This window comes from Acetobacter sacchari, from assembly GCF_017377715.1.
In the GTDB taxonomy this organism is placed as follows: Bacteria; Pseudomonadota; Alphaproteobacteria; order Acetobacterales; family Acetobacteraceae; genus Acetobacter; species Acetobacter sacchari.
In genome coordinates, this window is record NZ_JAFVMF010000010.1 from 132,626 (window position 1) to 159,590 (window position 26,965).

At 60.5% G+C, this 26,965-nt stretch carries 40 protein-coding genes; 30 read left to right on the top strand and 10 right to left on the bottom strand.

All coding sequences use genetic code 11. From position 1 onward, the window contains the following. The first annotated feature begins 34 nt into the window (after window positions 1-34). The 6 genes from J2D73_RS10770 (at window position 35) to J2D73_RS10795 (ending at window position 4,282) form a co-directional block, all read left to right on the top strand. Window positions 35-937, top strand: a complete 903-nt coding sequence (locus J2D73_RS10770; protein WP_207881549.1) for an ArdC family protein — start codon at window positions 35-37, stop codon at window positions 935-937. A 40-nt stretch (window positions 938-977) separates the two neighbouring features. Continuing rightward, window positions 978-1,316 carry a hypothetical protein gene (locus tag J2D73_RS10775; protein ID WP_207881550.1) on the top strand — a complete coding sequence of 113 codons (339 nt, stop codon included), beginning with the start codon at window positions 978-980 and terminating at the stop codon, window positions 1,314-1,316. A 38-nt stretch (window positions 1,317-1,354) separates the two neighbouring features. Then, window positions 1,355-1,756 carry a hypothetical protein gene (locus tag J2D73_RS10780; RefSeq protein ID WP_207881551.1) on the top strand — a complete coding sequence of 134 codons (402 nt, stop codon included), beginning with the start codon at window positions 1,355-1,357 and terminating at the stop codon, window positions 1,754-1,756. Beyond that, window positions 1,753-2,268: a hypothetical protein gene (locus J2D73_RS10785; RefSeq protein ID WP_207881552.1), complete on the top strand. Its 516-nt coding sequence runs from the start codon at window positions 1,753-1,755 to the stop codon at window positions 2,266-2,268. The genes J2D73_RS10780 and J2D73_RS10785 overlap by 4 nt, the downstream gene beginning before the upstream one ends. A 303-nt stretch (window positions 2,269-2,571) precedes the next feature. Next, window positions 2,572-3,363, top strand: a complete 792-nt coding sequence (locus J2D73_RS10790; RefSeq protein WP_243429871.1) for an aminoglycoside phosphotransferase family protein — start codon at window positions 2,572-2,574, stop codon at window positions 3,361-3,363. A 151-nt stretch (window positions 3,364-3,514) separates the two neighbouring features. Then, a complete protein-coding gene (locus J2D73_RS10795) occupies window positions 3,515-4,282 on the top strand; it encodes a Stf0 family sulfotransferase (protein ID WP_207881554.1) in 768 nt (255 codons plus the stop codon). Window positions 4,283-4,366: 84 nt separating this feature from the next. On the opposite strand, the gene tnpC is transcribed toward J2D73_RS10795, so the two are convergent. Genes tnpC through tnpA form a run of 3 tightly spaced genes read right to left on the bottom strand, consistent with a single transcriptional unit; the run spans window position 4,367 to window position 6,947 of the window. Continuing rightward, the gene (gene tnpC / locus J2D73_RS10800; protein ID WP_207881620.1) at window positions 4,367-5,875 is read right to left on the bottom strand and encodes an IS66 family transposase; all 1,509 of its coding nucleotides are present in this window, start codon (window positions 5,873-5,875) and stop codon (window positions 4,367-4,369) included. Window positions 5,876-5,928: 53 nt separating this feature from the next. Further along, on the bottom strand, window positions 5,929-6,291 hold the full coding sequence (gene tnpB / locus J2D73_RS10805; RefSeq protein WP_207881555.1) for an IS66 family insertion sequence element accessory protein TnpB: 363 nt from the start codon (window positions 6,289-6,291) through the stop codon (window positions 5,929-5,931). After that, window positions 6,288-6,947: an IS66 family insertion sequence element accessory protein TnpA gene (gene tnpA, locus J2D73_RS10810; RefSeq protein WP_207881556.1), complete on the bottom strand. Its 660-nt coding sequence runs from the start codon at window positions 6,945-6,947 to the stop codon at window positions 6,288-6,290. Before tnpA ends, tnpB begins: the two co-directional genes overlap by 4 nt. 350 nt (window positions 6,948-7,297) lie before the next feature. Between tnpA and ssb the strand changes: the two genes are divergently transcribed. The 10 genes from ssb to J2D73_RS10855 all read left to right on the top strand — a co-directional run bounded on the left by ssb (window position 7,298) and on the right by J2D73_RS10855 (window position 16,143). Then, on the top strand, window positions 7,298-7,711 hold the full coding sequence (ssb, locus tag J2D73_RS10815) for a single-stranded DNA-binding protein (RefSeq protein WP_207881557.1): 414 nt from the start codon (window positions 7,298-7,300) through the stop codon (window positions 7,709-7,711). A 496-nt stretch (window positions 7,712-8,207) separates the two neighbouring features. Beyond that, entirely contained in the window at window positions 8,208-9,383 is a 1,176-nt protein-coding gene (locus tag J2D73_RS10820; RefSeq protein ID WP_207881558.1) for a DUF3991 domain-containing protein, read from the top strand. Further along, complete coding sequence (locus J2D73_RS10825) at window positions 9,383-10,087, top strand: hypothetical protein (protein WP_207881559.1); 705 nt, start codon at window positions 9,383-9,385, stop codon at window positions 10,085-10,087. Before J2D73_RS10820 ends, J2D73_RS10825 begins: the two co-directional genes overlap by 1 nt. Next, window positions 10,084-12,138 (top strand): UvrD-helicase domain-containing protein, encoded by a 2,055-nt coding sequence (locus tag J2D73_RS10830; RefSeq protein ID WP_207881560.1) that lies wholly within the window; start codon window positions 10,084-10,086, stop codon window positions 12,136-12,138. Before J2D73_RS10825 ends, J2D73_RS10830 begins: the two co-directional genes overlap by 4 nt. A 39-nt stretch (window positions 12,139-12,177) precedes the next feature. Continuing rightward, complete coding sequence (locus J2D73_RS21030) at window positions 12,178-12,303, top strand: hypothetical protein (RefSeq protein WP_279380918.1); 126 nt, start codon at window positions 12,178-12,180, stop codon at window positions 12,301-12,303. 49 nt (window positions 12,304-12,352) lie between these two features. Then, window positions 12,353-13,240, top strand: coding sequence for a DNA/RNA non-specific endonuclease (locus J2D73_RS10835; protein WP_207881561.1), 888 nt, complete (start codon window positions 12,353-12,355; stop codon window positions 13,238-13,240). 245 nt (window positions 13,241-13,485) lie between these two features. Continuing rightward, on the top strand, window positions 13,486-14,238 hold the full coding sequence (locus tag J2D73_RS10840) for a TraB/GumN family protein (RefSeq protein WP_207881562.1): 753 nt from the start codon (window positions 13,486-13,488) through the stop codon (window positions 14,236-14,238). Window positions 14,239-14,264: 26 nt separating this feature from the next. Next, window positions 14,265-14,402: a hypothetical protein gene (locus J2D73_RS10845; protein ID WP_207881563.1), complete on the top strand. Its 138-nt coding sequence runs from the start codon at window positions 14,265-14,267 to the stop codon at window positions 14,400-14,402. A gap of 104 nt (window positions 14,403-14,506) precedes the next feature. Further along, window positions 14,507-14,887, top strand: a complete 381-nt coding sequence (locus tag J2D73_RS10850; RefSeq protein WP_207881564.1) for a LexA family protein — start codon at window positions 14,507-14,509, stop codon at window positions 14,885-14,887. After that, window positions 14,887-16,143, top strand: a complete 1,257-nt coding sequence (locus J2D73_RS10855; protein ID WP_207881565.1) for a Y-family DNA polymerase — start codon at window positions 14,887-14,889, stop codon at window positions 16,141-16,143. Before J2D73_RS10850 ends, J2D73_RS10855 begins: the two co-directional genes overlap by 1 nt. A gap of 4 nt (window positions 16,144-16,147) precedes the next feature. On the opposite strand, the gene J2D73_RS10860 is transcribed toward J2D73_RS10855, so the two are convergent. Beyond that, a complete protein-coding gene (locus J2D73_RS10860) occupies window positions 16,148-16,606 on the bottom strand; it encodes a hypothetical protein (RefSeq protein ID WP_207881566.1) in 459 nt (152 codons plus the stop codon). Between the two features lie 135 nt (window positions 16,607-16,741). Between J2D73_RS10860 and J2D73_RS10865 the strand changes: the two genes are divergently transcribed. Genes J2D73_RS10865 through J2D73_RS10875 form a run of 3 tightly spaced genes read left to right on the top strand, consistent with a single transcriptional unit; the run spans window position 16,742 to window position 18,423 of the window. Next, the gene (locus tag J2D73_RS10865; protein ID WP_207881567.1) at window positions 16,742-17,356 is read left to right on the top strand and encodes a hypothetical protein; all 615 of its coding nucleotides are present in this window, start codon (window positions 16,742-16,744) and stop codon (window positions 17,354-17,356) included. 17 nt (window positions 17,357-17,373) lie between these two features. Further along, the gene (locus J2D73_RS10870; protein WP_207881568.1) at window positions 17,374-17,739 is read left to right on the top strand and encodes an ABC transporter substrate-binding protein; all 366 of its coding nucleotides are present in this window, start codon (window positions 17,374-17,376) and stop codon (window positions 17,737-17,739) included. Window positions 17,740-17,784: 45 nt separating this feature from the next. Then, a complete protein-coding gene (locus tag J2D73_RS10875; RefSeq protein WP_207881569.1) occupies window positions 17,785-18,423 on the top strand; it encodes a hypothetical protein in 639 nt (212 codons plus the stop codon). On the opposite strand, the gene J2D73_RS10880 is transcribed toward J2D73_RS10875, so the two are convergent. From J2D73_RS10880 to J2D73_RS10900, 5 genes are all read right to left on the bottom strand, one after another. Continuing rightward, window positions 18,375-18,980: a nuclease-related domain-containing protein gene (locus tag J2D73_RS10880; protein ID WP_207881570.1), complete on the bottom strand. Its 606-nt coding sequence runs from the start codon at window positions 18,978-18,980 to the stop codon at window positions 18,375-18,377. The two genes, J2D73_RS10875 and J2D73_RS10880, sit on opposite strands and share 49 nt — an antisense overlap. A 3-nt stretch (window positions 18,981-18,983) precedes the next feature. Then, on the bottom strand, window positions 18,984-19,280 hold the full coding sequence (locus J2D73_RS10885) for a hypothetical protein (RefSeq protein ID WP_207881571.1): 297 nt from the start codon (window positions 19,278-19,280) through the stop codon (window positions 18,984-18,986). A gap of 79 nt (window positions 19,281-19,359) precedes the next feature. Then, a complete protein-coding gene (locus tag J2D73_RS10890; RefSeq protein ID WP_207881572.1) occupies window positions 19,360-19,518 on the bottom strand; it encodes a hypothetical protein in 159 nt (52 codons plus the stop codon). A 470-nt stretch (window positions 19,519-19,988) separates the two neighbouring features. Further along, window positions 19,989-20,168 carry a hypothetical protein gene (locus J2D73_RS10895; protein ID WP_207881573.1) on the bottom strand — a complete coding sequence of 60 codons (180 nt, stop codon included), beginning with the start codon at window positions 20,166-20,168 and terminating at the stop codon, window positions 19,989-19,991. Further along, window positions 20,165-20,407, bottom strand: coding sequence for a hypothetical protein (locus J2D73_RS10900; protein WP_243429855.1), 243 nt, complete (start codon window positions 20,405-20,407; stop codon window positions 20,165-20,167). Before J2D73_RS10900 ends, J2D73_RS10895 begins: the two co-directional genes overlap by 4 nt. 452 nt (window positions 20,408-20,859) lie before the next feature. Between J2D73_RS10900 and J2D73_RS10905 the strand changes: the two genes are divergently transcribed. From J2D73_RS10905 to J2D73_RS10955, 11 genes are all read left to right on the top strand, one after another. Further along, complete coding sequence (locus tag J2D73_RS10905) at window positions 20,860-21,027, top strand: hypothetical protein (protein WP_207881575.1); 168 nt, start codon at window positions 20,860-20,862, stop codon at window positions 21,025-21,027. Window positions 21,028-21,633: 606 nt separating this feature from the next. Next, a complete protein-coding gene (locus tag J2D73_RS10910; RefSeq protein ID WP_207881576.1) occupies window positions 21,634-22,320 on the top strand; it encodes a hypothetical protein in 687 nt (228 codons plus the stop codon). A 58-nt stretch (window positions 22,321-22,378) separates the two neighbouring features. Continuing rightward, entirely contained in the window at window positions 22,379-22,573 is a 195-nt protein-coding gene (locus tag J2D73_RS10915) for a hypothetical protein (RefSeq protein WP_207881577.1), read from the top strand. Window positions 22,574-22,576: 3 nt separating this feature from the next. Next, window positions 22,577-22,744, top strand: a complete 168-nt coding sequence (locus tag J2D73_RS10920) for a hypothetical protein (RefSeq protein ID WP_207881578.1) — start codon at window positions 22,577-22,579, stop codon at window positions 22,742-22,744. Between the two features lie 29 nt (window positions 22,745-22,773). Then, on the top strand, window positions 22,774-23,046 hold the full coding sequence (locus J2D73_RS10925; protein WP_207881579.1) for a hypothetical protein: 273 nt from the start codon (window positions 22,774-22,776) through the stop codon (window positions 23,044-23,046). Between the two features lie 26 nt (window positions 23,047-23,072). After that, window positions 23,073-23,336: a host nuclease inhibitor protein gene (locus J2D73_RS10930; RefSeq protein ID WP_207881580.1), complete on the top strand. Its 264-nt coding sequence runs from the start codon at window positions 23,073-23,075 to the stop codon at window positions 23,334-23,336. Window positions 23,337-23,404: 68 nt separating this feature from the next. Then, complete coding sequence (locus tag J2D73_RS10935) at window positions 23,405-23,677, top strand: BrnT family toxin (RefSeq protein ID WP_207881581.1); 273 nt, start codon at window positions 23,405-23,407, stop codon at window positions 23,675-23,677. Next, window positions 23,646-23,924: a helix-turn-helix domain-containing protein gene (locus tag J2D73_RS10940; protein WP_207881582.1), complete on the top strand. Its 279-nt coding sequence runs from the start codon at window positions 23,646-23,648 to the stop codon at window positions 23,922-23,924. The genes J2D73_RS10935 and J2D73_RS10940 overlap by 32 nt, the downstream gene beginning before the upstream one ends. A gap of 376 nt (window positions 23,925-24,300) precedes the next feature. Then, complete coding sequence (locus J2D73_RS10945) at window positions 24,301-24,489, top strand: hypothetical protein (protein WP_207881583.1); 189 nt, start codon at window positions 24,301-24,303, stop codon at window positions 24,487-24,489. A gap of 14 nt (window positions 24,490-24,503) precedes the next feature. After that, on the top strand, window positions 24,504-24,701 hold the full coding sequence (locus J2D73_RS10950; protein WP_207881584.1) for a transcriptional regulator: 198 nt from the start codon (window positions 24,504-24,506) through the stop codon (window positions 24,699-24,701). A 129-nt stretch (window positions 24,702-24,830) separates the two neighbouring features. Beyond that, on the top strand, window positions 24,831-25,358 hold the full coding sequence (locus J2D73_RS10955; protein ID WP_207881585.1) for a P-loop NTPase family protein: 528 nt from the start codon (window positions 24,831-24,833) through the stop codon (window positions 25,356-25,358). Window positions 25,359-25,815: 457 nt separating this feature from the next. Here the strand turns inward: J2D73_RS10955 and J2D73_RS10960 are convergent, their stop codons facing one another. Continuing rightward, window positions 25,816-26,946: an IS110 family RNA-guided transposase gene (locus tag J2D73_RS10960; RefSeq protein ID WP_207881586.1), complete on the bottom strand. Its 1,131-nt coding sequence runs from the start codon at window positions 26,944-26,946 to the stop codon at window positions 25,816-25,818. Between the last annotated feature and the right edge of the window lie 19 nt (window positions 26,947-26,965).

A 26,965-nucleotide genomic window follows, 5' to 3' on the forward strand; every position in this document is an offset into this window, starting at 1 on the left:
CCGCAAGGCGGTTTTTGCATTTCTGGAGGCTCTCATGCCCGCATCGCCACGCGCCGACCTCTATCAGGAAGTGACCGACCGGATCATCCGCGATCTCGAAGGCGGGATTGTCCCGTGGGTCCAGCCGTGGAGCGCAGACGCGTGCGGCGCGACCATGCCGCGCAACATCACGACCGGCCGGAAATACTCCGGCGTCAACGTCATTTTGCTGTGGGTCGCTCAGCATATGGCGGGGTTTCGCAGCCAGCGCTGGCTGACGTTCAGGCAGGCGATCGGCGCGGGCGGCGCTGTCCGCAAGGGCGAACGCGGGACAACGGTTTGCTACGCGGACCGGTTCACGCCTGGCGGGAAGAGCGAGGATCCGGACGCCCGCACGGTTCCGTTCCTGAAGCGCTTCACCGTGTTCAATGTGGAGCAGTGCGACGGCCTGCCCGACGCCTTCACCGCTCCGGCCGCGCTGTTGCCCGAACGTGAGGCGATCCCGGCGGGCGACGCTCTTTTGAGCGCAACGCGGGCTGATATCCGGATTGGCGGCGACAAGGCGTTCTATGCGCCGAAGCCCGATTTCATCGCGATGCCGCCCAAACACGCCTTCGCCGAGCAGACGGACTGGTATTCAGTAGCGTTTCACGAAACAATTCACTGGTCAGGTTCAGAAAAAATACTGAACAGAGACCTTAAAGGTCGCTTTGGTGACAGTAGATACTCTGCAGAAGAATTGATTGCAGAAATCGAATCGGCGTTTCTCGCGGCTGAACTGGGTATTTCTCCGACTTTGCGGCACGCCGATTACATTGGATCGTGGTTGAATACCATGAAGTCAGATCGGAAGGCAATCTTTACCGCCGCGCGCCTCGCATCGCAGGCCGCCGATTACGTCCTGTCGCTCCGCGACGGCACGGCCTGCCCGGATGAGCCCGCAGCGCTCGCGGCCTGACATCCGACACGCCCACTCCGAATACAGAAGGAAAAACCCCATGCCACGTCTGATTCTGAACGCCTTTCCGGAAATCGGCAGGAAGCGAGGCGAATCCGTCACGTTCACGTCGAGCCCGTTCCAGCGCATTGGCGAGGCCGCGACCGTCGAGATCAGGAAGACCGACGAGGTCGCCGCCGCCGTGAGGCGGTTCGGAGAGTCGATAGCCGCCGCCCACCCCGGACGCTCTTTCGGAATGTCCGTCGCCATCGCGCGCGGAGACCGCAAACCGCGCGGCTATGACGCGGAACACGCGCGAGGCGGCTTCAGGCTGAAGCGCTGGGCGAAAATCTTCGAGGCGCACGAGTTCGACGAGGCGCAGGCGGCGCTTCAGGCCTGACGCCTCTCTCTTTCGCAAGCCCGCCTCAGGAGGAACCGATGTTCCGTCAATATTATACGTCGCCGTTTCAGGGCGGCGACAATCCGTTGCGCGTCGGCACGATCGCCGCAGGGACGATCTTTCATATTCACCACTGCCGCAAATCGACGCGTCCGTGGATCCTCGAGGCGTTTCTCAACGGGGAATACACCGCCGCACGGCGCAATCCTCGCACCGGACATTGGGAGAACGTGTTCATATCCGGCCGCTCGGATCTCGCTGTCCTGCGCAGCCTGACCAACGGTCTGCGCAGGACGCTCACCGTTAATCATCTGCAGCACATGGTCGAGGAGGGGGCGGCGCCTGAGGCGCGCTATCCCACGCTTCCTGATGTAACCCGGTTCTATCGCCGCAACAGGTCCATCCTGGCTGAGGCCACGAACGTCGCGCGTGCGGCATGACCGCCTCCATCGAGTGTCCCACCCTGCGCAGGCCGCCTCTTGCGGCCGCCGGGCTTACCGCCACGAAATGGGACAGCGCAGAGGACAAGGCGCGCATGGGCGACGCCATCCTCTCCTTCATAGCGCGGGGGATGCCGGAAAGCGCGTTCACCGAAAAGCTGTATTCCCGACTTTCGAATATGTTCGGGAATATCGCCCACTGTGACAAAAATGGCTTCTGGCAGGTTCAACTTTCCACAACCGCCCGTCGCGTGGCGTTCCTCGAACAGATCGCGACGGCTCCGTGCTGGGGTCAGCCCGGCCATACCTGGTGCGACGTCGAGCGCGAAATAAAAGCGCGTATCTGCGAGCAGAAGCTGATTCCGGCCTATCGCGCCGCCATGCGCGTGGAAAGCGAGCGCGACGAGCTGGCGCAGCTCGCGCGCCTTCAGGCGAAATACGGCGAGGCCGCGACGCAGACCGCCGCGCGCGCCAGTCAGGCCCGGAAGGCCGAGCAACTCGGGCTCCTCTGAAGGTCAGGGCCACAAGGCCACAGGGCGAGCGCACCGGAAAAACGGCGCTGTGTCCTGCGCGACCGAATATTCCTCAAGCGGCTTGACGGTCCAGTTTGGCAAAGATCGAAGAGAAAATGAGGAAAATAAGAAAAAGAGTAAGCGTCCGGACCCCACAGGGTTGACTACCGCTCTCGCCCTGATGCCAGTCATCGCAGGTCGTTGAAGTGTTTCCCAATAGCGGACACTGAATGAGAGCTATAAGCTCGCGGCATGCCCGGCACCAAACACCATACGGATCTTTCTACAGCGGCCACTATTTATATGTCACGATGGCATCTAATTGATGATGGCGAACCTGTTTGGACAGCAAGTTCCTACTTGGTGCCGGTTACCCGCGAGGGCGTCCCAGCTATGCTGAAAGTGACTTCTGATCCTGATGAACTTCGCGGCAATCATCTCATGAAGCTGTGGAATGGACAGGGTGATGCCGCAGTTATGGAACATGATCGAAATGCTCTTCTTCTTGAAAGGGCGGTGAGCAGTCGCACTCTCGCCGACCTCGTCTACGCGGGTCTAGACGATGAAGCGACACGAAATCTCTGTAAGACAGCGCAACTTCTGCACTCAGCTTCGCTATTCGAGCAAGAGGAAATGCGGTCTTTGAAAAGCTGGTTCGCTGACTTACTCGAGCAGTCCTTGCAGAGCGCAGAATGGGTGAAAGACTGCGCCCGCCAGGCACACCGGTTGTTAAGTGATCCACAAGAACCGCTCGCCTTGCACGGAGACCTCCATCACGGCAACGTTTTGGATTTCGGAGCGCGAGGCTGGCGCGCAATTGATCCGAAGGGCCTTTACGGGGAACGGGCCGCAGATTTTGCAGCCTTATTTCTGAATCCCGATCTTGCGAATTTACAGCGCCCCTACGCTATTTCTCCACAGAGGTTCGAGCAAAGGATCAGGCTTGTCAGCTCACATGCTGGGATTGATTCTGTCAGACTCCTGCGATGGATCCATGCTTGGAGCGGCCTGTCGGCAGTCTGGTTTATCGAAGATGGGATTGCTCCGGAAACTCAGCGGATAGTGGCGCATCTGGCCTCTGAGGCGCTCGGCTAAGAAAGGGGCACAAGCGCCGTTTACGTTCTAAGATTTGACGCGGAATGCAGGATTTGTAACGACGAAACCCGGACATAACCGTGCTGGTCGGTCTATTAACTCAAGAAAGATTGTCACCCTTCAGGTTCTCTGATTTTGAAAGCAGCTTCCGATGTTCAAAGCGTATATCATCTGCACGACACCACGAAGTGGAAGCACTTTACTTTGCAAGCTCTTGGCCTCAGCCGGAACGGCGGGCAATCCTGACTCCTTCTACCATAAGCCTCAATTCATGGCCGAATGGGCGACAGATTGGGGTATATCTACAGACGAAGGCGGTTCACCGGAAGCGTTTGATCGCAAATATTTAGCTGCTGCTATATTGGCTGGTCGCGCGGGAACTGAGGTGTTTGGCATGAGACTCCAGTATAAATACCTAAATATCGTTACAAAAATGCTCGGCCAAATTTTTCCAGGTGTCGCATCCGATGCAAGTCGATTTTCGCGAGCGTTTGGGGATCCCCTGTACATTCATCTTTCACGCACGGACAAAGTGGCTCAAGCGGTGTCGCTCGTCCGAGCAGAGCAAAGTGGACTTTGGCATTTAAATGCAGACGGCACCGACTACGAACGCGTGAGTGCGACAGGAGAGGTAACCTACGATTTCAGCCGCATTCATCGCGAAGTTACTACATTAGCACGGGAAGACACAGCTTGGTCAGAGTGGTTTGCTGGCCAAAAGATTCAGCCGTATGGCCTTTCCTACGAAACATTAGCTGACCACCCAATTGACGCACTGCAAAGCGTTTGCCGGGCTCTTGGTACGACTTCACCAGATGTGGCCTATATAATTCCTGAACTTTCTAAGCTATCCGATTCCACTAATGATGAGTGGATACGGCGTTACAAGTTCGACTTGGATAAGCTGAAGGTATCGTGAACCCTCTGCTGCGCGAACGCTCGCCTGAATCTGATTTTTTGTTCCATTAAGCCGACCTTCCGTTTCCCCCTCTAAGTCGTCATGTCACAGCGCGAGCGGCAGCAATTGCCCAAGCTCCGCGGCGGGATATCCCGCGACCATCCGGGTCAACACATCGCGCAACCAGGCAAACGGCTCAATGCCGTTGAGCCTGGCTGTCTCGATCAGCGACGCGACGATCGCCCAGCGATCCGCGCCGCCCTCGCTGCCGGCGAACAGTGCGTTCTTGCGGCCGAGCGCTACTGGCCGGATGGCTCGCTCGACCGGGTTCGTATCAAGGTCGATGTGGCCCTCGTCGACGAACCGTGCAAGATCATTCCATCGGTTCAACGCGTAGCGGATTGCCTCGGCCAGCCTGCCCCGGGGCTGCAGCACCGTCAGTTTCTGCGCGAGCCACTCGTGCAGAGCTGTAACGCGCGGTCGGCTATGTTCCTGCCGCACAGCCTCCCGCTGATCCGGAGGCAGCCCGCGGATCTGCGTCTCTATCTCGTAGAGCTCGCGGATCCGGGCCAGTGCTTCGGTGGCGATCGGTGAGCCTGCCTGGTGCAGTTCGTAGAACTTGCGGCGCGTGTGCGCCCAGCATGCGGCCAACTTGACTTTGCCGCTGTGTGTGAGCTGCTCGAACCCGGCATAGCCATCGACCTGCAGGATACCGCTATAGCCCGCAAGATGTTGGGCAGGCCATGCGGCCGTGCGGTCGGGCGTCGCATGGAACACGACTGCCGGAGCCGCCAGTCCGCCAAAGCTGCGATCGTCGCGCGCATAGGCCCATAGGCGACCTGTTCGCGTACGTCCGCGCCCCGGATCGAGGATCGGCAGCGGAGTATCGTCGGCGAACACCCGCCCGCCCACGACGACATGGGCCATCAGGCGGTCGCGTAACGGAGCAAGCCACCATGCCGCGGCGCGGACCCAGTCCGCCAACGTGGAGCGTGCGAGGTCGATACCATGTCGCGCGAACATCCGGCTTTGCCGATACAGTGGGAGGTGATCGCAATAGCGGCTGGTCAGCACGTGGGCGATCAGGCCGGGTGTCGCGAGGCAGCCCATGGCCACCCGCTCGCGTGCCGGGGCCTGCTGCAGTGCGCCGCAGGCGCGGCAGGCGCATTTTGGCCGGTTGATCCGCACCACGCGCACCGAGGCGGGTACCCAATCCAGCATCTCGCTTGTGGAGGCGCCCGCGTCGTGCAGCGCGCCACCGCAGCCCGGGCACGCTGTGACATCAGGCAGGATGGTGACGTCGGTGCGCGGCAGGTGATCCGGCAGTGGCTTGCGATGCGGCTGTTTAATGGCGGGTGCATGCGCCGCTGTATTCGATAGGTCTGAGATTACGGGTGTGACAACGTCGCCTCGCTCCGCCTCCAGCTTCAGCAGCAACTGGTCCGGTTCGATGGTCTCGGCGCGACGCCCGAAGCGGGCGCGCTGAAACTCGCGGATGATATGCCGTAAGCGCTCGATCTCGATCTGACCCTCATCCAGCGCGCCCGCCATGTCGCGCACCAGTCCCTGAAGGGTGACCGGGTCCAACGGCAGATTGTCGAGAGCAATTCGCATGCTGCAAAGCATGGCGGATTTCTGCCAGCCTGTACAAGGAAATTCTATGGATTTCATCCGGCCGCCAACACCCGCCGGGCGGGCGTCTGTGCCCGCCAGTCCAGCCCCTCCAGCAGCATCGATAACCGGGCCGGAGTCAGCAGGATCGTCGCCGGTTCATCGGGGCTGGCCCGGGTAACCGGCCAGGTGAACATGCCCTGGTCGAGGCGCTTGATGTAGAGGCACATGCCATTGCCGTCGTGGTACAGTAGTTTGATCAGCCCGGCGCTGCGGCCGCGAAACACGAACACATGGCCGGAGAACGGATCGGCGCGCAGTGTCTCCTGCACCAGCACCGACAACCCGTCGATGCCCTTGCGCAAATCGGTATAGCCCAGTGCCACATGAACCCGAACATTGGGGGGCAGACTGATCACGCAGCTGCCTCAAGCGCATCCGCCAGTCGAGTGATCGCGTCGATGTCGTTGGGATTGGCGATCCGCAAGATGCGCCCGTTACGGAGTACGATCTCGATTTGCGATGCGTGCGGCAGCGTTTCTTTGGATACCAGTGGGGACGCACGTGTGGCGGGCGCCAGTGGCGGCATGGCAGTAACCTCTTCAACCTTGACCGAAGCAAATTTCGGCTGGCGCGCCAGGGGATCGCCAGGACATTGTGCAATCTGTTCGGCGAACCGCTTCTGCCAGCGATACAGGACACTGGGGGTCAGGCCATTCATTTTGGCGTAGCGCTCCAGGGACATGCCCGATTGCAGGGCGTCGACCAGAAGCGCCAGGCTCTCCTCGCGGGTCCACGTCTTACGGAGCCGGATGGCCAGAAGATTGTCCAGTTCCCCGACGGGTATGGCGAGATCCTCCTCTGACGAGCCAGAGAATTCCTTGGCCCGTTCTTCCGATGCCCCATCCGGGGCCGACACCTTGATCGGCGGCGGCCAAAGGAAGCCCAGTCGGCGTGCCCAGAGCCGCATGGCTTTGGCGCTCAGGCCATGGCGGTTGCAGAAGGCGATCTGCGTCAGTCCACTCTTGGCAAACAAGACCAACCGATCTCGCCAAACCTGCTCCCGATCGATCATGACACCCCAATGCCCATAACGGAGTCACGATAGAGGCACATCCTCGACAGCGGTGCAGCGTGTCGGGTCCGGACGCTTACGAAAAAGAAAGGAATGGAAAGGGAAATAAAGGAAGAGGTGTGCTGCCGCACACCTTTCCGGGTTTGTGCGGCGTGAAGCGGCCGTCGTCGGGGTCAAGCCCCAAGCCTTCGGTCGAGACGGCGCCGTGAAGCCGCAAGCGGCTTCCGCACCACCGCCGTCCCGAGGGCCTGACCCCGCCGCCTCAGGCCGCTTCGGAAAAACCGCACCCGGAAAGGTGATGCGGCAACACGCCGTGTCGAAATCCGGGAAGAACAGAAGGAAATTCTGTGATGAGCGGATCCGTGAATCGCGTCATCCTCATTGGCAATCTTGGAGCCGACCCTGTGCTGGCGTCACGGGACGATATCGACATGCGGACCGCCTCGTTTCCACTGGCGACTTCGGAGAGCTGGTCAGACAGCGGCTCGGGCAGGCGGAAACAGAAGCGGGAATGGCATCAGGTCGTGTGCCTTGACGCCCGTGTCGTTCGCGTCGTCGAGCGCGGTTGCCGCAAAGGCGCACAGGTCATGATCGAAGGCCGTCTTCGGACGAGGGAATGGACTGACGAGCAAGGCGTCAGAGCCAAAAGAACCGAGATCGTGATCGACGGACCGGGCTGCGATCTCAGGATTCTTGAACCTGCCAAAGGCGGACGGCCGACACGAGACCGCCGCCGTCGACGAACTCCCTACGCCGATCAGTAAGGGGACCAGACCGCCATCGTGGCCGCGCGTGGCGCCAAACACCAAAGATTGGGACGATCATCATGCCGAGACAATCCATTTCATCCAACGCGTCACCCCGGCCTCATGCTCGCGCGGCATGGCGGCGCCTTTCTCAGGAGGCTTCGTTCCTCGACTACAGCCTCGGCTGTCACGAATTGCCATCGCGCTGCAGCGCGTCGTTGCGGCGGAGAGCGGATCGGGCGCGTCGCGCGGCGTGGGCGCATATGCTGGATGTCGACCATTCGGGACGCGTGTCATGAGCGGCGCGAAAAAAATGGCTGCAAGGGAATATTTCTGCATCCCGTCGCATCATGAAAGCGCACGCAGGTCTTCCGAGACAGGAGAACCGACATGCACGGAACCTCATTCCCGCCTGTACGCTGCTGGCCGCCGTCCGTTCGGTGTGACGGGCGTGCGGAGAAAAGAAAGTCGGTCGACGTTGCGACACAACCCGACAGGGCAAGGAGGGCGCGTCGTGGCTGATGATCGTTCAAGAGAAGCCCAACGCGAGGAACTCGCGAAGCTGCGCGACATGGTCCGTTGTGAAGTGGTTCTGGAAAAGGAGGGCTTCCGGCTTGACCGGGAGGCCACGGCGCAACGCTCGGCCAGAAACCTCAAGTTCCGGCGCGGCGAAGGCGAGATCATCATCGTCAATCATGACGGGAAAGGCTGGTGGGACGCCACAAATCCCGACCAGAGCGCACGCGGCGATGTTTTCAAGCTCATCCAGCATTTCGATCCGTCGAAGAACCTGGGCCACGTCCGGCGCGAATTGCGCGACCTTGTCGGGATAGAGCCCAGCTATGAGGTTCGCGAGAGGACCAAACCTGACGCCGGGGCGCAGGACCGGAAACGTGATCCGGCGTGGATGTGGGACCACCGCAACCCGCCGCAGGCCGGATCGGCGGCATGGCGTTATCTGTCGGAGCAGCGCGGTCTGCCTGAGCGCGTGCTGGAGGCCGCAGTAAAGCAGAACCTGCTCCGCGAAGGGCCAAACGGCACGGCGTGGTTCGCCCACCGTGACAACAGCGGCGCATTGAGCGGCATGGAAATGCGCGGCCCCGAGTATCGGGGATTTTCAACGGGCGGGATCGGAAAACGTCTCTTCCGGTTTGAGGCCGACCCTGGAGCGCCGCCGTCACGCATCGTCGTTGCGGAAGCCGCGATCGATGCGTTGTCGTTCGCCGCAACGGACAGGTTCGCGCGAAACTCCGTGTATCTGTCCACCGCTGGCGGCATGAGTCCGGAAAGCCTCGCCGAGTTCAGACAGGTCCTCAGCCTGGCCGCGAAGCAACCCGACAGTCGCCTGATTATCGCGGTCGATAATGATCGCCAGGGCGACCACTACGCGCGGATGTTCACCGCCATTGCTCAGGAGGCGGGCCTGTGGAGCGGTCGCCTCTCACCGAAGGAGGCCGGGAGCGACTGGAATCAGGTCCTGCGGGCTCGCGGAGGAAAGGACGTCGAGGCCCCGCGCCCTTTTGGGGAACTGGCGTCGGCCATGGCTCCGGCGCCGACGAAGCCGACCGTAGCGTCGGGGTGGGTCGCTGATCTGGGTGCGCGGAGTGATCAGACGCTCCACGCGTCAGTCGCCCTAACGGAACCTGCGGCGCAGCGCAGCGCAGGCGGGCCGACGCCAGGAGGTCGCTAATGTCCAGCGAAACGCACAAACCGCACGACGCGGTTCAGAACGACGACGCGCTGGATATCTACGATCTGGCCTGGCGAGAGCGCCTGATCGCCGCATTCAGGCGACATCCCGAAGCCCAGAGGATCTGGGAGCGTCAGTCGCCAGCCCCGGAGCGCGCGCCCTGTCAGTTCGTGGCCTGTTCGGACGACATGAGTGATCTGGCGGGCCTCGTGATCGGTGGCGACGCGCTCGATACGACCCAACCCGCCGTGTGGGACACCGGGGGAGGTTTCACCATCCTGACCGAAGACGACTGCATTCTGAGGGTCAACGGATGGATGTCGTCAACACTGGAGCAGGTCATCCACGAAACAGAGGAGGCGCACATGAACGCTCATGCCGACACCCATCTCGAAAGCGTCTGCGATCTCATCGTCCTGAAGGCGGGGCTTGCGCAGATGCTGGATCGTTCTCAGGCGGCGAAAGGCTTTTGGGACATTCACCTCAGACGCCTTGGCGCGGTCGCATGGCCGGAAGGGCCGTTGCCGCAGTGCCTGGTCCGATTTGACGAGCGCGAGGATCCTCGGCTGGGGCTTGTGATCAGCGGCGCATGGGAAGCCGAGCCGGGGGACTGGGATCTCACACGGCCTTTCCTCGTCATCTCGACCAATGGCGAGATCCGCCGTTGCGAGAGCTGCCTCGCAGAATCGGTGACGGTCCTGTGAGCGCGACCCTGCCGATCCCGCCTCGGCTGGCGCCGATCCTTGATGACCTGACCCCGGCGCAGCGCGCGGCGGCGCTCGCGCTGCGGCACGTTCTGGTGCTGGCCGGAGCGGGAACCGGCAAGACCAAGACGCTGACCGCCGGCGTCGCAGCCCGCATTGAACTTTATGGGATGGACCCGTCCAGAATCCTGTGCGTCACGTTCACGAACAAGGCGGCCCGAGAGATGCGCGAACGCATCACGCTGGTCTGCGGAGAAGGCATGGCCCCGTCCTGGCTTGGGACGTTTCATGCCCTGTGCGCTCGCCAGTTGCGAGCGGAGCCCGACGTCGCAAACCTGCGCCCGGGTTTCGACATCCGGGATGCGGACGACACGCTGGGCATGATTCGTCGCCTTGTGAAAGCGACCCCGCGTGAGTTGCTGCCGCGACCAATGGACGGTGAGCCGGGCGACGCCAGACAGATTGCCGCCATGGCGGAACGTATCTCGCGTCTCAAGGAGGACCTCATCACCCCGGACGCCGCGGGCCACCATGTCGAGGCGATGATTGCACGCGCGCATGAGCGACGGAGCTTCATCGACGAAGCGGGCTGGCGCTTCGCAGTCGGGTTGTATGGACAGTATCAGGCGTTGCTGCGCGAGCAGAACGCGGCTGACTTTGCGGATCTGCTGATGTGGCCGACGCTGGCCATGGTCCATAACGAGACATACCGGTATCGCTGGTCACGTCGGTTCACGGCCATCCTCGCGGACGAGTATCAGGACGTTAACCGCGCCCAGTTCCTGTGGCTGAAGATGCTGTCGGACGTGTCGGGCGAGCTCTTCTGCGTCGGCGATGATTCGCAGAGCATCTATTCCTGGCGCGGCGCCAAGGTCGGATTCATCCGTGGCTTCGCGAAGGAGTTTCCTGGCGCCCAGATGTTCAAGCTCGAAGAGAATTTCCGCTCGACCGGGAATATTCTGGACGCGTCGAACGCCATCATCGCCCATGACCCGTCGCGAATTCCGAAAACGCTCTATACCCGCAAAGGCGCCGGAAAGCCGATCGAGGTTCTGAATTTCGCTTACGCCAGCGAGGAATCGGACGCCATCGCCGCAGAGATCGGCCGTCGCGCGGCCGCCGGATCCCAGTGGCATGACATTGCGGTGATCTATCGTCAGAACCGTCTGAGCCGCGCGATTGAGGAGGCATTGATCCAGGCCCGTGTTCCTTATGAGATCGTGGGTGACGTGGGTTTCTATCAGCGCGTGGCCGTGAAGGACGCCCTCGCTCTGGTCTCTCTTTCCGCCCGCCCTGACGATCGTCAGTCCGACGAGGCCTTCCGGCGTGTCGCGAACCGACCGACACGCGGTCTGGGGGCCAAAGGTCTTGGCGCCGTGGAGATAGTCGCGCGCGAGCGCGATCTGTCGCTCTTTGCGGCGGTGCGAGAGACGCATCTCTCTCAGAAGGCGGCGGCGGCGCTGACGGAGTTCGAGCGCGTGGTACGTGACATCGGGGCGCGGGAAGGAATCACCGTTGGCGAAAAAATGCGGCTGCTTCTTGAGGACACGGGTTACTATGCGATGCTTCGCGCCGATGACAGCGAAGACGCCAAAACCCAGTTGGAAAACCTCGCTGAGCTGGCTGAGGTTGCGGACCGATATCGCAAGGTCGAGCATCTGATGGAGCACGCCGCGCTGGCGTCGGGGGCTCCCGGAGAAAAGGGGCGGGACCGTGTGCAGCTTCTGACGATGCACAGGGCGAAAGGACTTGAATTCCGCCATGTGTTTCTTCCCGCATGGGAGGAAAATCTGTTTCCCGGCTCCAATACGCGAAACTTCGATGAAGAGCGCAGACTGGCCTATGTGGCCCTGACGCGCGCCATGGAACAGGCGACGGTCAGCTCCTGCGACTATCGCCAGAGGACGTCGAGCGTGCCGTCGCGCTTCCTCGACGATATTCCGGAAGATAATCGCGTGAAGCGATGGAACTGGCAGACCGGCGCAGCCACAACAGCGAGCGGCAATGCCTGGGCGCAGACGCTGCGAGAGATGGACGCGCTGGGTCTGTGATGTTTGAGGCAAGTTCTGCTTCTGAGGTCAGGAGAGATCATGATCACGAGCCAGCGGGACGGAGCTGGGCTCATCGCTGTCGCGTGTGCGGCAATGGCGCCGCCTTTGGCGCCTATCAACGTAACGGGGATACGGAATGGTTCTGTGGCGAACACCGGCGTCTGATGCGCCCGGTCGCGATGCCGCCCATGCCGCGAACGGGCGCGCGCGGATCATGAAGTCGAGGCGGTGCTGGCTTCTGTCGATGGTCGTGGGGCTCACTACGCTGGGCCTTGGGTCCGGGGCTTACGGGAAGGAAGCGTGTTCAGACCTTTTTTACGAAGGGAGGATGCCGGTTCTCGGCGGCGAGTTCGGACATGGACGTGTTCTGTGCAACAGGGCTTATGCCGCGATGGACTCGGACGTCTCGCGAGGACCGATCTGGTCGGCGGAGCTGCTGGTCGAGGAAAATCTTGAGGTGGCGGCGAGAACGAAGCGGGAAGGCCATTTTTATCCGGACGCCCGTCTTCCCTATGGCGATCGTGGCGAGTTGGAGGACTGGAAGCACAGCGGCTGGGATCGCGGGCATCTTTCCCCCTCGGGTGATTTCGCCGGCGTCGACATCCAGGAGGAGTCATACGCGCTCTCCAATGTGGTGCCGCAGGCTGCCGGTCTGAATCGCGGGGCATGGGAGGGGATCGAGAGCGCCGTGCGCGGTCTCGCGAACGCCGAAGGCGAAATCTACGTCGTCACCGGGGTTCTGTTTCCTCAAGGGCTTCTGCGGCGTCGTGTCGGTCCGGACGGGGTCATGGTCCCGTCGGGCATGTGGAAGGCCGTGTTCGATCCCGTCGCGGGCGGGGCTGCAGTGTATGTCTGTTCCAACGTCGACCAGCCGGATTGCAAGGTCGTGTCTCTTGCGGTGCTCGCGCACTGGGCGGGGATCGACGTGTTTCCGGGGCTTCCGGACGCGGTGAAACAGCACGTCATGCCGATGCCCGCCATCGAAGAGAGTCCCTATGCCGCAAGCGTTCGCGAGGCGCAGTCACGGGCGGGCGGGTTTGACTGGAACGATCGCCGAGCCCGCGAAGTCCTGCGCATGTTGCAGAAGGCGTTGGGGCGGTGATTTACGGTATTTTCAAATATTGGAACGGAGCGTTTGTTGTGAACCTGTATAGGTCATCCTTTATTGCCGGTTGGGCTTTTTTTCTTTCGAACACATCTGTTTTCGCTTCGGTTCCTGTTGTTCAGGTGCAGTGGAACAACGGTCCCGTCAGCGTCATAGTGCCGGCAGTCCATGCGCCTGTGGAAGGCGTGACGGCTCCCGCCGAAGAGATATTCAAGAACAAGAGAATATTTCTTAGGGAAGGGATGAAAACTGAGGATGTTCCGAAACTCGCGAGCAGCGGCGTCGATCCTTCCGCCGGGAAACCGAACTGGATGGGACAACTGGCTTTTGCCCGTTGGACGAACGATTTCAGCATCCCATTGCTGGCGAAAGCATTGTCTCTCCACGCTGGTTGCTTCACGCGATTGGGTCAGCAATTGACGGGAAAACCCCAGGCGTCCGAAAAGTACATTCCTGCGGCCGCGATGATGGTGAAAACGGCGAGCATGGCGTTGGTAATCGTCGAGACGCCATGTCCGGCGCCAGATGGCCTCTCCCGTGATGCTCGCGTGAACATCGAGGCTGCGAAAGCGGGTCTGAAGCCGGTATGGCTGGAAAACCCTGTCGAATACAAAAGGACCGAGGATCAAATTCCTGATGCAGCCTATAGCGAAGCCCTTGCCAGGGATCTGAGGGAGATCGGCGATAATACGGTGACCAACGAGACGGTCGAGGTTCTTGAAAAAAGTGGCGACTTTGACGGATGGGATCGCATGATGCGTGATCGCGCCAGGACGCCGGCGCTGTCTGCGATGACGCATTACATGGTCGACGAGCGCACCACGGAAATGGTAAACCACATGGAGCCCTATCTTCGGGATGGAGGCGCGGTCGTTCTTGTCGGCATGGGCCATCTTGGCGGCGAAACCGGGGTGTTGTCCCAGTTGCGGCGCGATCATTTCACGGTGAAAACCGTCGAAGCGCCCGACGACGCCGGTGTGGCGCCAGGCAAGTAGCCAGAGGAAACTTCAGGAAAGTCTCTATGATTGATGTATCTCACATCCAGACTGGCGGGCTGGTGACATTTACCGTTGCGCTTCTCGGCGCCATGATTTCGGGAGCGGCGGTTGGCATGTGGCTGGGGCTCCGTGGTACGTGGCGGCGATCACATACGCCTTGACTCTGAAAGTCCGTTCTATATTTGTTCCGCATTGGCGGACCCCCAACTTCCCAGCGTCACGCGGGTCACGCCGTGTCGTGTGACGCCTATCGGGTTGGGTCATCATGTCTGGATATGCGGGAGACCGTACGACCGGGTTTGCGTCTCCTGCGGCGGACGACATCGAAGGTCCGATAGATCTTTCTGAGGCGCTGGATCTGCGCCGTCCCAGTCGATACCCGGTTCGCGTTTCAGGGGCGACGTTCGCCGCGCGCGGCATTTTGCCCGATGACGTGCTGGTCGTGGACACATCGGTTACGGCCGTTCATGGCTCGCTTGTCGTGGCGTCCGTTGCCGGACGCTCGATGCTGGCTGAACTGCGCAAGACAGGCCGCCGCTGGCATCTCCATTCCGGCGATGGCTGTCGTCCGCCCGTGGAGGTCGCCGAATCGTCCGATGTGGAGATATGGGCGGCTGTAACGGGCGTCGTGCGTCTGGTTGTCTGATGCCAGTCTTCGGTCTGATTGACGCCAACTCGTTCTATTGCTCCTGCCAGCGCGCGTTTGACCCGGCGCTCAAGCGGCGCCCGGTAGTCGTGCTCAGCAATAACGACGGCTGCGCCATTGCGCGCACCAAAGAGGCCAAGGCGCTTGGGATCAAGATGGGCGACGCGTGGCACCTGATCCGCAAAGACCGCAAGCTGGCTGGCGTGGAATGGCTGTCGAGCAATTACCCGCTCTACGCCGATATGAGCCGGCGCGTGTTCGAGGTGCTGACGGATCTCGTTCCGCGGGTAGAGCCATACTCGATCGACGAGATGTTCCTCGACCTCTCGGGAATCAACGATCTTGAGAGCCTGTGCGTCAAGTTACGACAGGACGTCAGCCAGATCACCAAAATTCCGACATGCGTCGGCTGGGGACCGACGAAGACCATCGCCAAACTGGCTAACGCGATCGCCAAAGACCGGCCGGAGCTTGAGGGCGTGTGCGATCTGACGGGCGCCGGCGCACGCGAGCGATATTATCGCAATCTCGACGTCGGCGAGGTTTGGGGGATCGGTCGCCGCTCAGTCGAAAAGCTGCACGCCTCGAACATCCGGACAATCAGCCACTATGTCGACGCGGACGAAAAGCTGATCCGCGCGATCAGCGGGATCCTGGGCGAGCGGATACAAAGCGAGCTGCGGGGCGATTCATGTCTTCGGCTGTCCGATATGGCGCCCCAGCGGCAGGGCGTATCGTGCACGCGGTCATTTGGGCGGCCGATCACTGAGCCCGAAGAGATGCGCGAGGCAGTCTGCGGTTTCGCCACGCGAGCAGCTGAAAAACTGCGGGGAGAGGGACTGGAAGGCGGACACATCGCAGTCTTCATCCAGACCAGCCCACATGCGCGCCAATGGGGCTGGTATTCCGGCCAACGCGCCCTGTCTATCCCTGCGACGAACGACACGCTCGTGATGGTCCGGCACGCAACGCGCCTGCTCCGTGAGATATGGCGCCCTGGATATCGGTATATCAAAGCGGGCGTCCATCTCACGGATCTTTCCCCAGATGGCGCGCAGGCGTCGTTGCTGGAACCGAGAAACATGGCGGCAGAGAGCGCGATGCGCGCCATGGACGAGATCAACCAGCGTTATGGCAAACAGGTTTTGCGCCCGGCCAGTATCGGCGTGAACAGAAACTGGAGCCCGAGACAGAACATGCTCTCCCCGAGATACACGACAAAACTAGCGGAAATCATGGTCGCGGGGACTTTCTAATCGATTAGCCGGCGAAAAAATCTGTTTTTCGTTTGCGTTCTCTCCGTGCGCCCCTGAAGCGATCGCCCAACGTCCTCGCAAGTTTGTACATCAGGTAGAAGACCGCGAGTATGGTCACCAACCCGCCCCAGACTGCGGCCATCGTCAGACCCAACATGAGCCGGTGCGCCTGCTCCGGGTGAAGCGCCATTTCGCACAGATCGAACTGGGCGTTCGTCTGCACGGTCGAGGGGAGAACGGAGCCGCGCGCGTTCCTGGTTCCGATGGGCTCCAGAGGCAACCAGGCGCGACAGGCCTCAGCCATGGCGTGCGTACGATCAAGCAACGCCTGGGAAGGCGGCATGGTCGGCGGACGCTCCAGAACCTCAGGCTGAAGCGGTGGCTCCGCAAGAGCGGCAGTCGGCGCTGCGCATACAAGACTGAGAGCGAGCGGGAGAAAAATAGAGCGAAGGCGATAGTTCATGATGTTCGTCCTTTCGAACGAACCTTGAGCCTCCCTCATGCGACGGGATCGTCTTTTTCTTGAATCTCTCAGACGTGTCTTTTTCGTCTCATCATGCGGGCGGACGATGGCTGCTTACAGAAAGGAGACAGAACCGTGACAACGCACAGGGCCGCTCCGGTGGAGAGCGTTCAGCCCCGCTATGATCCAGGGATCAGTGGCGAGCATCTGATGCTCGAGGAGGCGTCCACTGCCGAGGTGACCTTTCGCGTCCCCGGATGTCCCGAGACCAGAGCCCGCTATAGGCAGGTTGCGCAGGACGGGGAGGGGCCGGTGCCTCATCCACGGTTTCGTGACGGATGGCGGCTGCACGTCGACATTCTTGGCGAGCGACGACGCATCGTCGACGGCAGCGTGTTCTTCCGTCTCTTTCGCGGCGAGGACCAGATCACGCGGCCGTTTCTGATCGGGTTGATGACGTGGGAGGAGGATATGAGGCTCGGCGCGCTGGTGACAGCGGCAATGCTGGGCTCTCTGGCCTACGAGCAGGGGAAGATCGATCCGACGGACAGTCCTGAAGAAATTCACAAAACCGGCCTTCTGCCGCAACTCATCACGCTGAAGTCCAACACGCCCCATGGCCTGCGCCCGGACGAAGCGCCCTATCTCAGGGAGCTGCTCCTTGAAATTGCCGCCTCCCTGATGGAGGAGGTCAAAAGAAGGGTCGGGGAGATTGCGCCGCCGCCGCCCGCCGTCAAGTTTTGCCTTTGATACAGGAGATATGCCTCGTGCTACCGATCACTCGTTTGTTGTGCGCTCTGGGGATCACCGCCGCCGCTGTGGCGTTTTCCCAACCTGCTCTCGCGACCGGGATTAACAGCGGCGTCAGCCAGTTCGCCCCCGCCGTCACGCCTGGCGCCATGCCAACCCGCTTCGTGAAACAGGATCTCTCGCTCGAACAGTTGCTCAACGCCGGTTACGAGATTCGCTCCAGCGCCAGCAGTGAAGGCGGCGCCGCATTGATACTTTTCCGACCGGCCCAGCCGGGCAAGCCCCTGTCATGGATACGGTGCGAGCTGCTCGGAGACGGGAACGGCGCGGTGATGCTCCACGCCAGTCATGCCGTGACGTCGGATTGTCGCGGCCTGAACTGACCACGGCGTCGCCCCACAATAACGAAACCAGACCCAAGGTATATCATGACCAGCAACAAGAAATCCGCACCGTCCAAAACTGCCGCACCGAAGACGAAGCCGCCCGTGGATCCCGCGCGCCGTCGCTACACGGAAGATGAGATGGACGAACTGATCGAGAAGGCCTGGCCGGATGCGAGGGTCGAGGCGTATCAAAAAACGGAGCGGGAAGGGACGGCCCCTATTGTCGTCGTTCGCGATTACGCGCAGATGCGGCCCCAGACCGCTCGCCTCGCTCAGGTGCTCGATCAGGTGTTTCCGAACCAGTTCAAGGGCGTCGAACGGGGCGAGTGGCCGCCTCTTTGCGCCGATGACGGAATGATCGACGTGATTTACCTCGGCGAGGACTGGATCGTGCAGCTTGGATATGACGGTTACGAGCCGTCGAAGCTGGATTTTGTGAACGCGGCCTGTGATGGCGCAGACCTCAACGAGGCCTACGAACTCGATTGCGGCGGCTACAGCGACAAGGGATTTGATTCCTACGCAGCGCCTTTCCCACTGACGGATACCGATCGCGCGGACCTGATGGAGTATCTCCAGCGCAACTTCACCCGTCCGGCCGAGAAGGTGGTTCTCGCCCCCGAAGAGGATCGCTACGCGGAAAAGGGCGATCGGGTTGTCCCGCTGCGTAAGCCTTCCTGAGCGAGCGCTGCTTCTGACAGGCGCGTCCAGGCGCGCCGTATCGGTTCTGCGACGGGCTGGTTGCGTAGAGCGTCCAGCTCCCCCCTGAGCGTCTCGCTTGTGAACACAGCCCCCGCGAGCTGCGGGGCGATTTCGACATTGCCCGTCAGCACGATCCTGCTCAGAACCTGGATGCCGGGATCAACGTGTCGGATGGTCGCGTACACCGCTTCGCAGTGGCCGGCGTTCTGGCGGACAGGACTGTAAACCTGCCCTTCCCACCCGCCAGGCAGAGACTGTTTCCAAAAATCATCCCGCGGATCCCCACTGATGCGCCCGCGCAGGCGTTTCGTCTCGATCACCATGATCCCGGCGGGAACCATGGCCACGTGATCGATTTGCGTCACTGTCCCCTGTCGGGTTGGCAGAACGAGATCGTGTCTGCAGGCGAGACCTGAGTCAGCGAGGATCGTACGAACCTCGCTTTCTCCCTTCTGTCCCTGAATGTCGGCTTTTAGCGCCTGCAGCAGGGCGTATTCTCGCGCCGTAATCGCCGATCCGCGGAAACGTCGTCCCATAGTTCAGTCCGCCTGCGCGGGGGCGGGTTGGGTCCGCGCCTCACGTTTCCGTCTCCGAGCCGCCATCTGGCGGGCGCGTACGAGTTCGCGATTGCGGGCGTAGTAACGCTGGTGCTTCGACTGGGGGTCGCCTTTTGTCCGGGGAAAGCGCCTCGACTTGTGTGGCGAGCCGTTCGACGCGATCACGATGTCCTTCAGCCGGTCGATCGCCGAGACGCCGACGGGATCCGGCGATTGCCGCGCATCGCCGTTTTCAACCGTGTCGTCGTGCGAGACAGGGGCATGTTTGTTCCCGGGCATACGGTTCCTCCTTATCCGTTCGCCTTAGAATCAGATGTTCGTATGCGACGGAACAGTACCTGATTTTCGATAAGTCGGGTTAGCGGCCGGGGGCGGCGGGGCAGGCCGTCTCGCCTTCGTCGTCTATGGTCGACGGGACGCAACCGAATACGGCGTCGGCGACGATCTGGCCATGCGCTTCCCTGCCCTGTCGATCCGATGCGCCTATGCGCCTGAGGAAGCCAACTTCCAGATCCACGAGCTGGTGGCGTGGGAGCGGGGGAGGCGGCTATTTACCGCCGATTTCGCTTCCGACTGGGAAGGCATGGTGCTGGACCTGACCGCGCCCCATGGCGATTGCACCGTCCGGCTTCTCCGTTCCACTCCGGCCAGTGCGATGGCGTGCCGCCATCTCGGGATCCGCCAACAAAATCAATCGCCCTCATCACCGTATAGACCGCAATACATCAGACCCCCCATACATATGATGTGAAAGGCCACCAGTCCCGCAAATATCGGCCACCACTGATAGCCAATCACTCCGCTTTTCATCAGGACTCCGATGACTATTGCGCCAATCATCGTAGTAATGGCAGCAATGATCTGCTTGGTTTTAGCATCATTTCATGTTTCCGTCGCATCATGCTTCACCTTCAGCAAGCATGATGCGACGGAAAACCCCATGGCGTGGCAAAATGTCGGAGACGCCGGCTCCCGCTGCGCCAGCCCCTACAGCGACGTCAGAAATAGCGCCGCGACAAACATACCGATCGACCACACCAGGGAATCATTACCCAACGTCAGCGTGAACATCACAGCTATCAGAACAAACGCCCCAGTCAACGCTACAGCCTGCGCATAGCCGCCCCCCTGCCTCTCTTCCTCCCCAGGCTCGCCATCGCCCTTCATGCCGCCTCTTTCTTCGGTTTGTTGCACGCCTCGCAAGGAACGCCCTGCAGGACATGCGTCTTGTTCCGCCGTTCGAGCCAGTCGCTCGTCCAGCCGCATCTCTTGCAGGTAAACAGCGCGACGCAACTGTTTCCCGCCGCGTAAATGCACCCATGGTCCCCAACGTCCACCATGTGCGCGATATGCCCTCGCCGGACGCGTGGCTTGCGGTATCCAAACAGATCTTCCTGTCGCGCCATCTCGCGTCCCTCTCCCTTCATGGGCCTGAATATGCCGTCTCTACCCGGACACACAGGCCATGGGAGTCTTCTCACCGTCCGTCTTGCGACGAAAAATAACAAACTACTCCGGGCGCCCCTTCGGGCGCTCGTGCTTCAATGCTTTTTGGGATCATGATCCTCAGCCTGTAACTCACGGTGACGCCGGGAGAGGGTGTTTTCAGGCTCTCCAACGCATCGCACACCGGGCACGAAACAGGGTGCGCGCGAGACGGAGCCCGCCACTGGCGTTTCCCGTATCCGCCGTCTCCTTCGGCAAGCATCGTTGTGTTCGACGGATGCCGCCAGCTTCCCGAAAGGACAGCAACCCGGCAGGCCGGGTTCTCCACTGCGTTACGACCCTGCGGGTGCAATCCTTTCAGCAACCCGGCCTTCGGCAGCCGTCACAACGACGCTCACCGAAGGAGACTACCATGACGCTTCCGAAAAACGCCCGAAACCTGCTCAACCGTCTCGCGCGCACCCTGTTCCGCACCCTCAGGAAACTCCACCTCGAGAGCCTGAAGATCACCCTCTCTGTCCCGGCGTTCTTCAAGATCGAAATTACCATCGCCGAGGATCAGGATCCCAAAAAACAGTGAAACACAAAGGGCCACCCTCGCGGGTGGCCCTTCCGCCATCCGTATCTACCCAGTCAGCAAACTGCATGTTCGGAACCGCTTGACCCGTGGGGCGGTGAGCAGGTCATCTGGTTTTTAAGGCCCGCAAGCTCTGGCGTTCAGGCCGGAGATAGGGCTGTTGGCGGTTTCAATCTGGCGTTCCAGATCCGCCATACTCCTCACACCCAATCATACGGGCGTCTCCCGGCATGGCCGGGACCGGGCTCTATTCCGCCCTGCGGGCTCCACCGAACCCCCTGCGGGGTTTCGGCCCATGCGGGTAACGATCCCTGACGCAACAGTTTCCGGACGTTGCCCTGCGCTCACCGCTGTTCTTTCCGTATTGTGTAATGACTTCTTCGTTCGTCACTAATTAAAGGGCATGCGGAAAAGAAAATCGGAAAGTATTGGTAAATCAACCAATATTATTTGCTTTTTTGTAGTTATTTACTGCGTTTTTTTCTTGCGTGGCAGGGCGCGACGTACTATCTTTTACTTGTGGACGGGGGGTGGCCCCCAGACAAAAACGCCCCGCCCGGTGCCGCGAACACCGAAACGGGGCTGACGCTGACAGAAAGGACTAATCTCATGTCAAACGCTGCTACCGCTATCGCTCAAGCACACACCGTCGCGCAAGAGAAGAAATCCAACAAGGCCAAAGCCGACGCCAGCAAGGCCCGCGCCAGTTCCTTCCAGCAGGCCGTTGACCGCAAGAACGCCGCGCCGATCGCAACCATCGAAGCCGCAAAGGCCCTGATCCCTACCGCCGCACAGATCGCAGCCATCGCGCGCGCCTTCGCCATCGACGAGGCCGACACAGACGAACTCTTCGGAGCCGGGTTCAATTCCGCCATGGACGAAATCAGGGTCATGGAAAGCGTCCTCGTCTCAACCGTGCAGGGCGAAAAGAACTTCCGCGCCCTCGAAATGCACATGCAGCGCATCGTCGGATCGCGCGTCGCGTCCGCCTTCGGGCAGGCCCAGTTCTACGAAACACGGCGGCAGGCCGCACGCGAACTCTCTTCCGGCTTCGCTAACGAAGACCGTGACGAAGACCGCATGGGCGTCGACGGTCAGGCCAACCGCGCCGCAGCCGCCCGCGAATTCGCAGCCCAGCTCGGCATGAAAGCCTATGCCCTCGTCTGCCTCGCAGAAGGCTCCGCCAAGGCTTACGCCGAATATTTCGGCTCCGAGTGGAAGCCCTACACCCGCGCCAACAGCCGCGCCCTTGATCGGCAGGTGGCCGACGCTCAGGCCGACGCCCTCGGCTTCTGAAATCCCGAGCGGGTCGCCAACGCGGCCCGCCCCCACACCTCACAGCGGAGCCAGACACATGGACTCGCCCGCATACCGCAACGGATCGCACGCCGCATATCTGGAATTGCCCGCGTCCGAAAACCCCTACAACCCGCGCACGCAATTTCACGATCACCACGAATGGGAGCGCGGGCGGCAGCAATACACACCGCCCGGAGAACCGTCCCGCAGATTCCCGCCTCACCCCGTCAGCCATAAGCGCGAGGGATAATTGATGGACGAAGCCTTTCGCGCCTTCATGGCAGGATACAAGGCCGGAAAAAATGGGGACGACTTCTCCGAGATCGCAGATCACGTCCCGGACGTTGACTGGCGCGGGTTTTACGACGAATGCGAGGCGGGGTTTCTCCTCGGCCAGATGGCCCGCGAACGCACAGCGTGAAAACCGTCGAGACGCGGGGAAATACTTAAATGGCAAAAATACTGAAATGTACTGTTAATGAAGATCATTCTTTGAGTTTTTGCGAAGGATGGTCCGAAACTGTCGGGCGAACAAACGACGGGCGCGGTGGCGGGTTTGATATTGTCGATTTATGGAGCAAGGAAACACTGAAGCCCGTGGGCAGCAGGATTGTCGCTTATAGCGGCGAGAAAGCAAAGAATGGCGTCTATATCAATTATTGCCCGTGGTGCGGAGCATCTTTGCAAAAAGAGAAAAGCCCGGCCACGGCTTCTGTCGGCTGAAAACCCTGTAACCGGAGTACAAAACCATGCGCGCCTATTGCTTCCGCTCAGGAGAAATCGAATTCGGCGCTTCCATTCCGAATGGAACCTTGCCTATCGGCAGGAGCCGCAGTGAAAAGAAACTCCGCAATATTGTGGAGACCAACGCCCGCCACGCTTATGATGGCGAGACCTTGCTTGTTCCCGGAATCCCCGAAGCAGATACCGAAGAGGCGGCCCTTGCCGCATGGCGCAGATTTCGCGACCTCGTGGAAATGCGCCTCGATGGCCGTAGCGGCTGGCCCGCATAAACAGACGATATAAGGAAAACCCGTATTTTTCCCTTTACAGGAACTACGGGAATCCAGTATAGTTTCTTATGGAAAGCAGGTTCGACCCCGCGAAAGACGCCGCCAACCAGCGAAAGCACAAGCTGTCTCTGGCGTTCGGCGACCGTATCTTCGAGGACGAAAACCACCTGATCCTTCCCACCATCCGCGTCGAGGATGAAGAAGATCGCTACAAGGTGGTGGGTGTCGTGGATGAGAAACTGTTTACCGGCGTTTTCGTATGGCGCGAAGACTTGCCCCGCTTCATTTCCGTGAGAAGGAGCAACAACGGTGAAGAAAGAGCATACCATTCTGCCTGCTGATCCGGCGGATGACGAAGATCGCGCAGTGTCCATCGAAGGCATGGAGCGCGGCGAGCGCGCACGACTGATCCGTAAGACCCGCACCGCTCTGGGCCTGTCGCAAGCCGAGTTCGCAAGCCGTTTCCGCGTCCCTGTCGGCACCTTGCGGGACTGGGAGCAGGCGCGGGCGACCGCCCCGGATTTCGCTGTCGCCTATGTTCGGGTCATAGGACAGCACCCCGATATGGTGGCTCAGGCAGTCGCCTGACGGACCATCATGACACCGTTATTTTGATCGCCACGGGCGATGCGAGAAGTCCAGAGAACGGGCTGGTCAGAAGCGCGAAAGGCCAAACAAAATGACTGCCTACCAGACGACCGGATACGTTCGTTCCTTACGCCCGATTCCAATTGCTCTCGCTATAGGCTTTTGCTTGCACTGGGTTCCAGCGTTTGCTCAGACAGGTATCTTGCAAACTCTAGGAACCGCCGTGGAGCGCGCATCCCCATACCCCGCTTCCCTGACCAGCGTTCTTTCTCCTGGCGTGGTGCTGGTCTTTGGCGCCACGAAATATGCAGTCTTTGGGACTGATTCATGTCCGTCCGACCCAATGGATATATCAGGCAGACGGGATTCCGAATGTTTGAAAATGACGCCCGGCATGGCCAAGTCGGTCATTCTTGTTCCTGTCGGAAGCAAAACACCGCTCCGCGCAGGGGTGGCGATTACCCGGACGGGTCAAGCGATTACCTTGGAGCTTACCTCGCTACTTTATCCAGACGGGCGCACGCAGAGCTTCACGCCTCCCCTGATTGGGCGGGCTGGCGAGTGATGGGGGTAACGGGCATGACAAAACTGGCGACGCTCAAACAAAGATTAATGGAAAACTGCGAAGTTAGAGGGGAATACGAGCAGGCCGATGCAGATTACACCCTTATCGAAGGCATGATCCGTGCGCGGACCGAGGTGCATCTTGCCCAGTCCCAACTCTCTCCAAAAGTCGGCGTAACCCAATCCGCCAGACACAAAAGCCAGGCCGGTTAACAGGACCTGCTGCGCAGGCAACCATGAACGGCCGAGGCTGCGCCTCGGCGGCTTCTCCGTTCAATATCGCCCCGCTCCTCTTTTGGGTGTCTCTCAGTTCTCAGCCGATAAGGTGGTAAGCGTCCGGCGATGAAACTCGATGATCTAGGCGTGCGGATCTGCATCATGGGGCCGTCTAACAGCGGCAAATCCACGTTGGCGCATGCTATCGCTCGCTCACAAGAATTGGCAGTCGTCCACCTCGATCAGCTTCACCATCTGCCGCATACCGACTGGACTCCCAGACCGGCAGACGAGTTCGCGGCGCTCCATGATCAAGCTATCGAGGGCTCGCGATGGGTGATCGAGGGGAATTACTCCCGGCTTCTCCCGCAGAGACTGGAACGAGCGACGGGGTTCATCCTTCTCGATGTTCCTACAACGGTCAGCCTCTATCGTTATGTGCGGCGTTGCTGGTTTAAGCGTGATCGACGCGGCGGTCTTGAAGGCAGTCGCGACAGCGTGAAGTGGGACATGATCCGCCATATCACCGTCGCCACACGCGCTAACCGCAGGCGTTATCGACAAATGTTCGAGCACATTGGACTGCCCAAGATTCACATTAGTTCGACGTCAGCGCTGGACAATTTTTATCGCTTGAACGGCCTGAGGCGGTAAGCCCCATACATTTTCTCATAGAGATTTTTGTGGGAGAGCCAACCGAACCGAGACCGGCAGCTATCCCCCTTCACCTGACTGGCAGCAACTCACCGATCTGGCTTATGGGATACCTCGCGACCATGCCTGTCAGCGTGTCGGGTCCGGACGCTCTGATGTCCACTTTCAAGGGGTATGGACGAGCCAAATCGCTCCATGTTTGGAGTTGTTGCTCGATGTAGACGTGTAAGGCTGGAGGCGAGTCCGCTGAACGTCGGTTGACCATCTCTGATGCGCGGATTGGATACCGCCTGTCCGGTCTTCGTCCGGGGCTATGTCCGGTCTTACGTCGGGCATCGGCTCTTGGCCGGCCTCCAAGCGTCCGTCGGAAATTCCCCACCGTGGTCTCGCCTCCAGCCCTGCACATCGCCGGAGTCAGGTAATTCGGTCTCCTTGAACTAGGTTAGCCAATATTCTCTCAGTTGACGGCCCCAGGCGTCGGCATCGGGTCTACATGGCGCGCGATGTCCCAGAGGAACCCTACCAGTTCACGAGCAATCGCCGTTGTTACGACGGTGGCTCGCTTCCCCTTCGCTATAAGCCGTCTGTAGCGCGCGCAAAGCCGGGCCTGGGCTTTCCAGGCGATACCCCGTATCGCTTCTGGCACAGCGAGTTGACGACGCTGATGCGCTGCTCCGAGGTCGGCCGAGTGTCGATAGGTCCATGCCGCCTCGACGAGAGCTGTTCGGGCTCGGACATTTCCTGTTTTGGTGATGCCGCCCTGTCGACGCGCTTCACCAGTCGAACGCTCTGATGGCACGAGGCCGAGAAAGGCCATGAGATGCCGGGGATGATCGAAGCGACGCAAATCGCCAGCTTCCGCCACAAGTGTTGTAGCTGTCGCAAATGCGATCCCTCGTAGCGACTGCAGGGCGGCTACCACCGGAGCCATTGTCCATTGCGGCACAAACTCCACAAGTGCAGCTTCAATTCTGCCGATACGCTCAGCAGCCGCTCGCACAGCGCCAAGCAATTCCTGAAACGCCAATCTTTGGGCGGGATGGGCAAAACTTTGACCGTCGAGCCAACGCAGATGGCGGCCGCCCCAAGTCGCCGTTCCAGGATAGGACCTGCCATGGCGGAGCAAAAATGAGGAGACGTGCTGCCGCTTGCGTCGATAATCTTCACTCGCGATGCCCTTGGTTCGCACGAGATCCCGGATGGATTCATGTGTTTCGTCCGGCACCCAGACGGATGTCAGTTCACCGGATCGAAGCAGCCGCGCCAGCCCCTCCGCATCGCGTCTATTCGTTTTAACCCGGTCGCTCGCACGTCGCGGGATCAACGACGGGGCTACCACCATACAATCGTGCCCAAGTGATCGAACTTGGCGGTAAAGGCCATATCCCGTAGGCCCGGCCTCGTAGCAAAAATGGATCGTCTCGTAGCGATCTTCCAGCTTGCGGATCAGTTTGACTGTTGCCTCCGGCGTACTGTCGATCTCGCCGAGATACCGGATCTGGCCCTCTCGACCGTCCTCCGCTACCGCAAACGCATTGCGCTTCTTCGCGACGTCGATACCAACAAATACTTGTCCTTGCCGTTCCATGTGCGCCTCCCGTGCGACC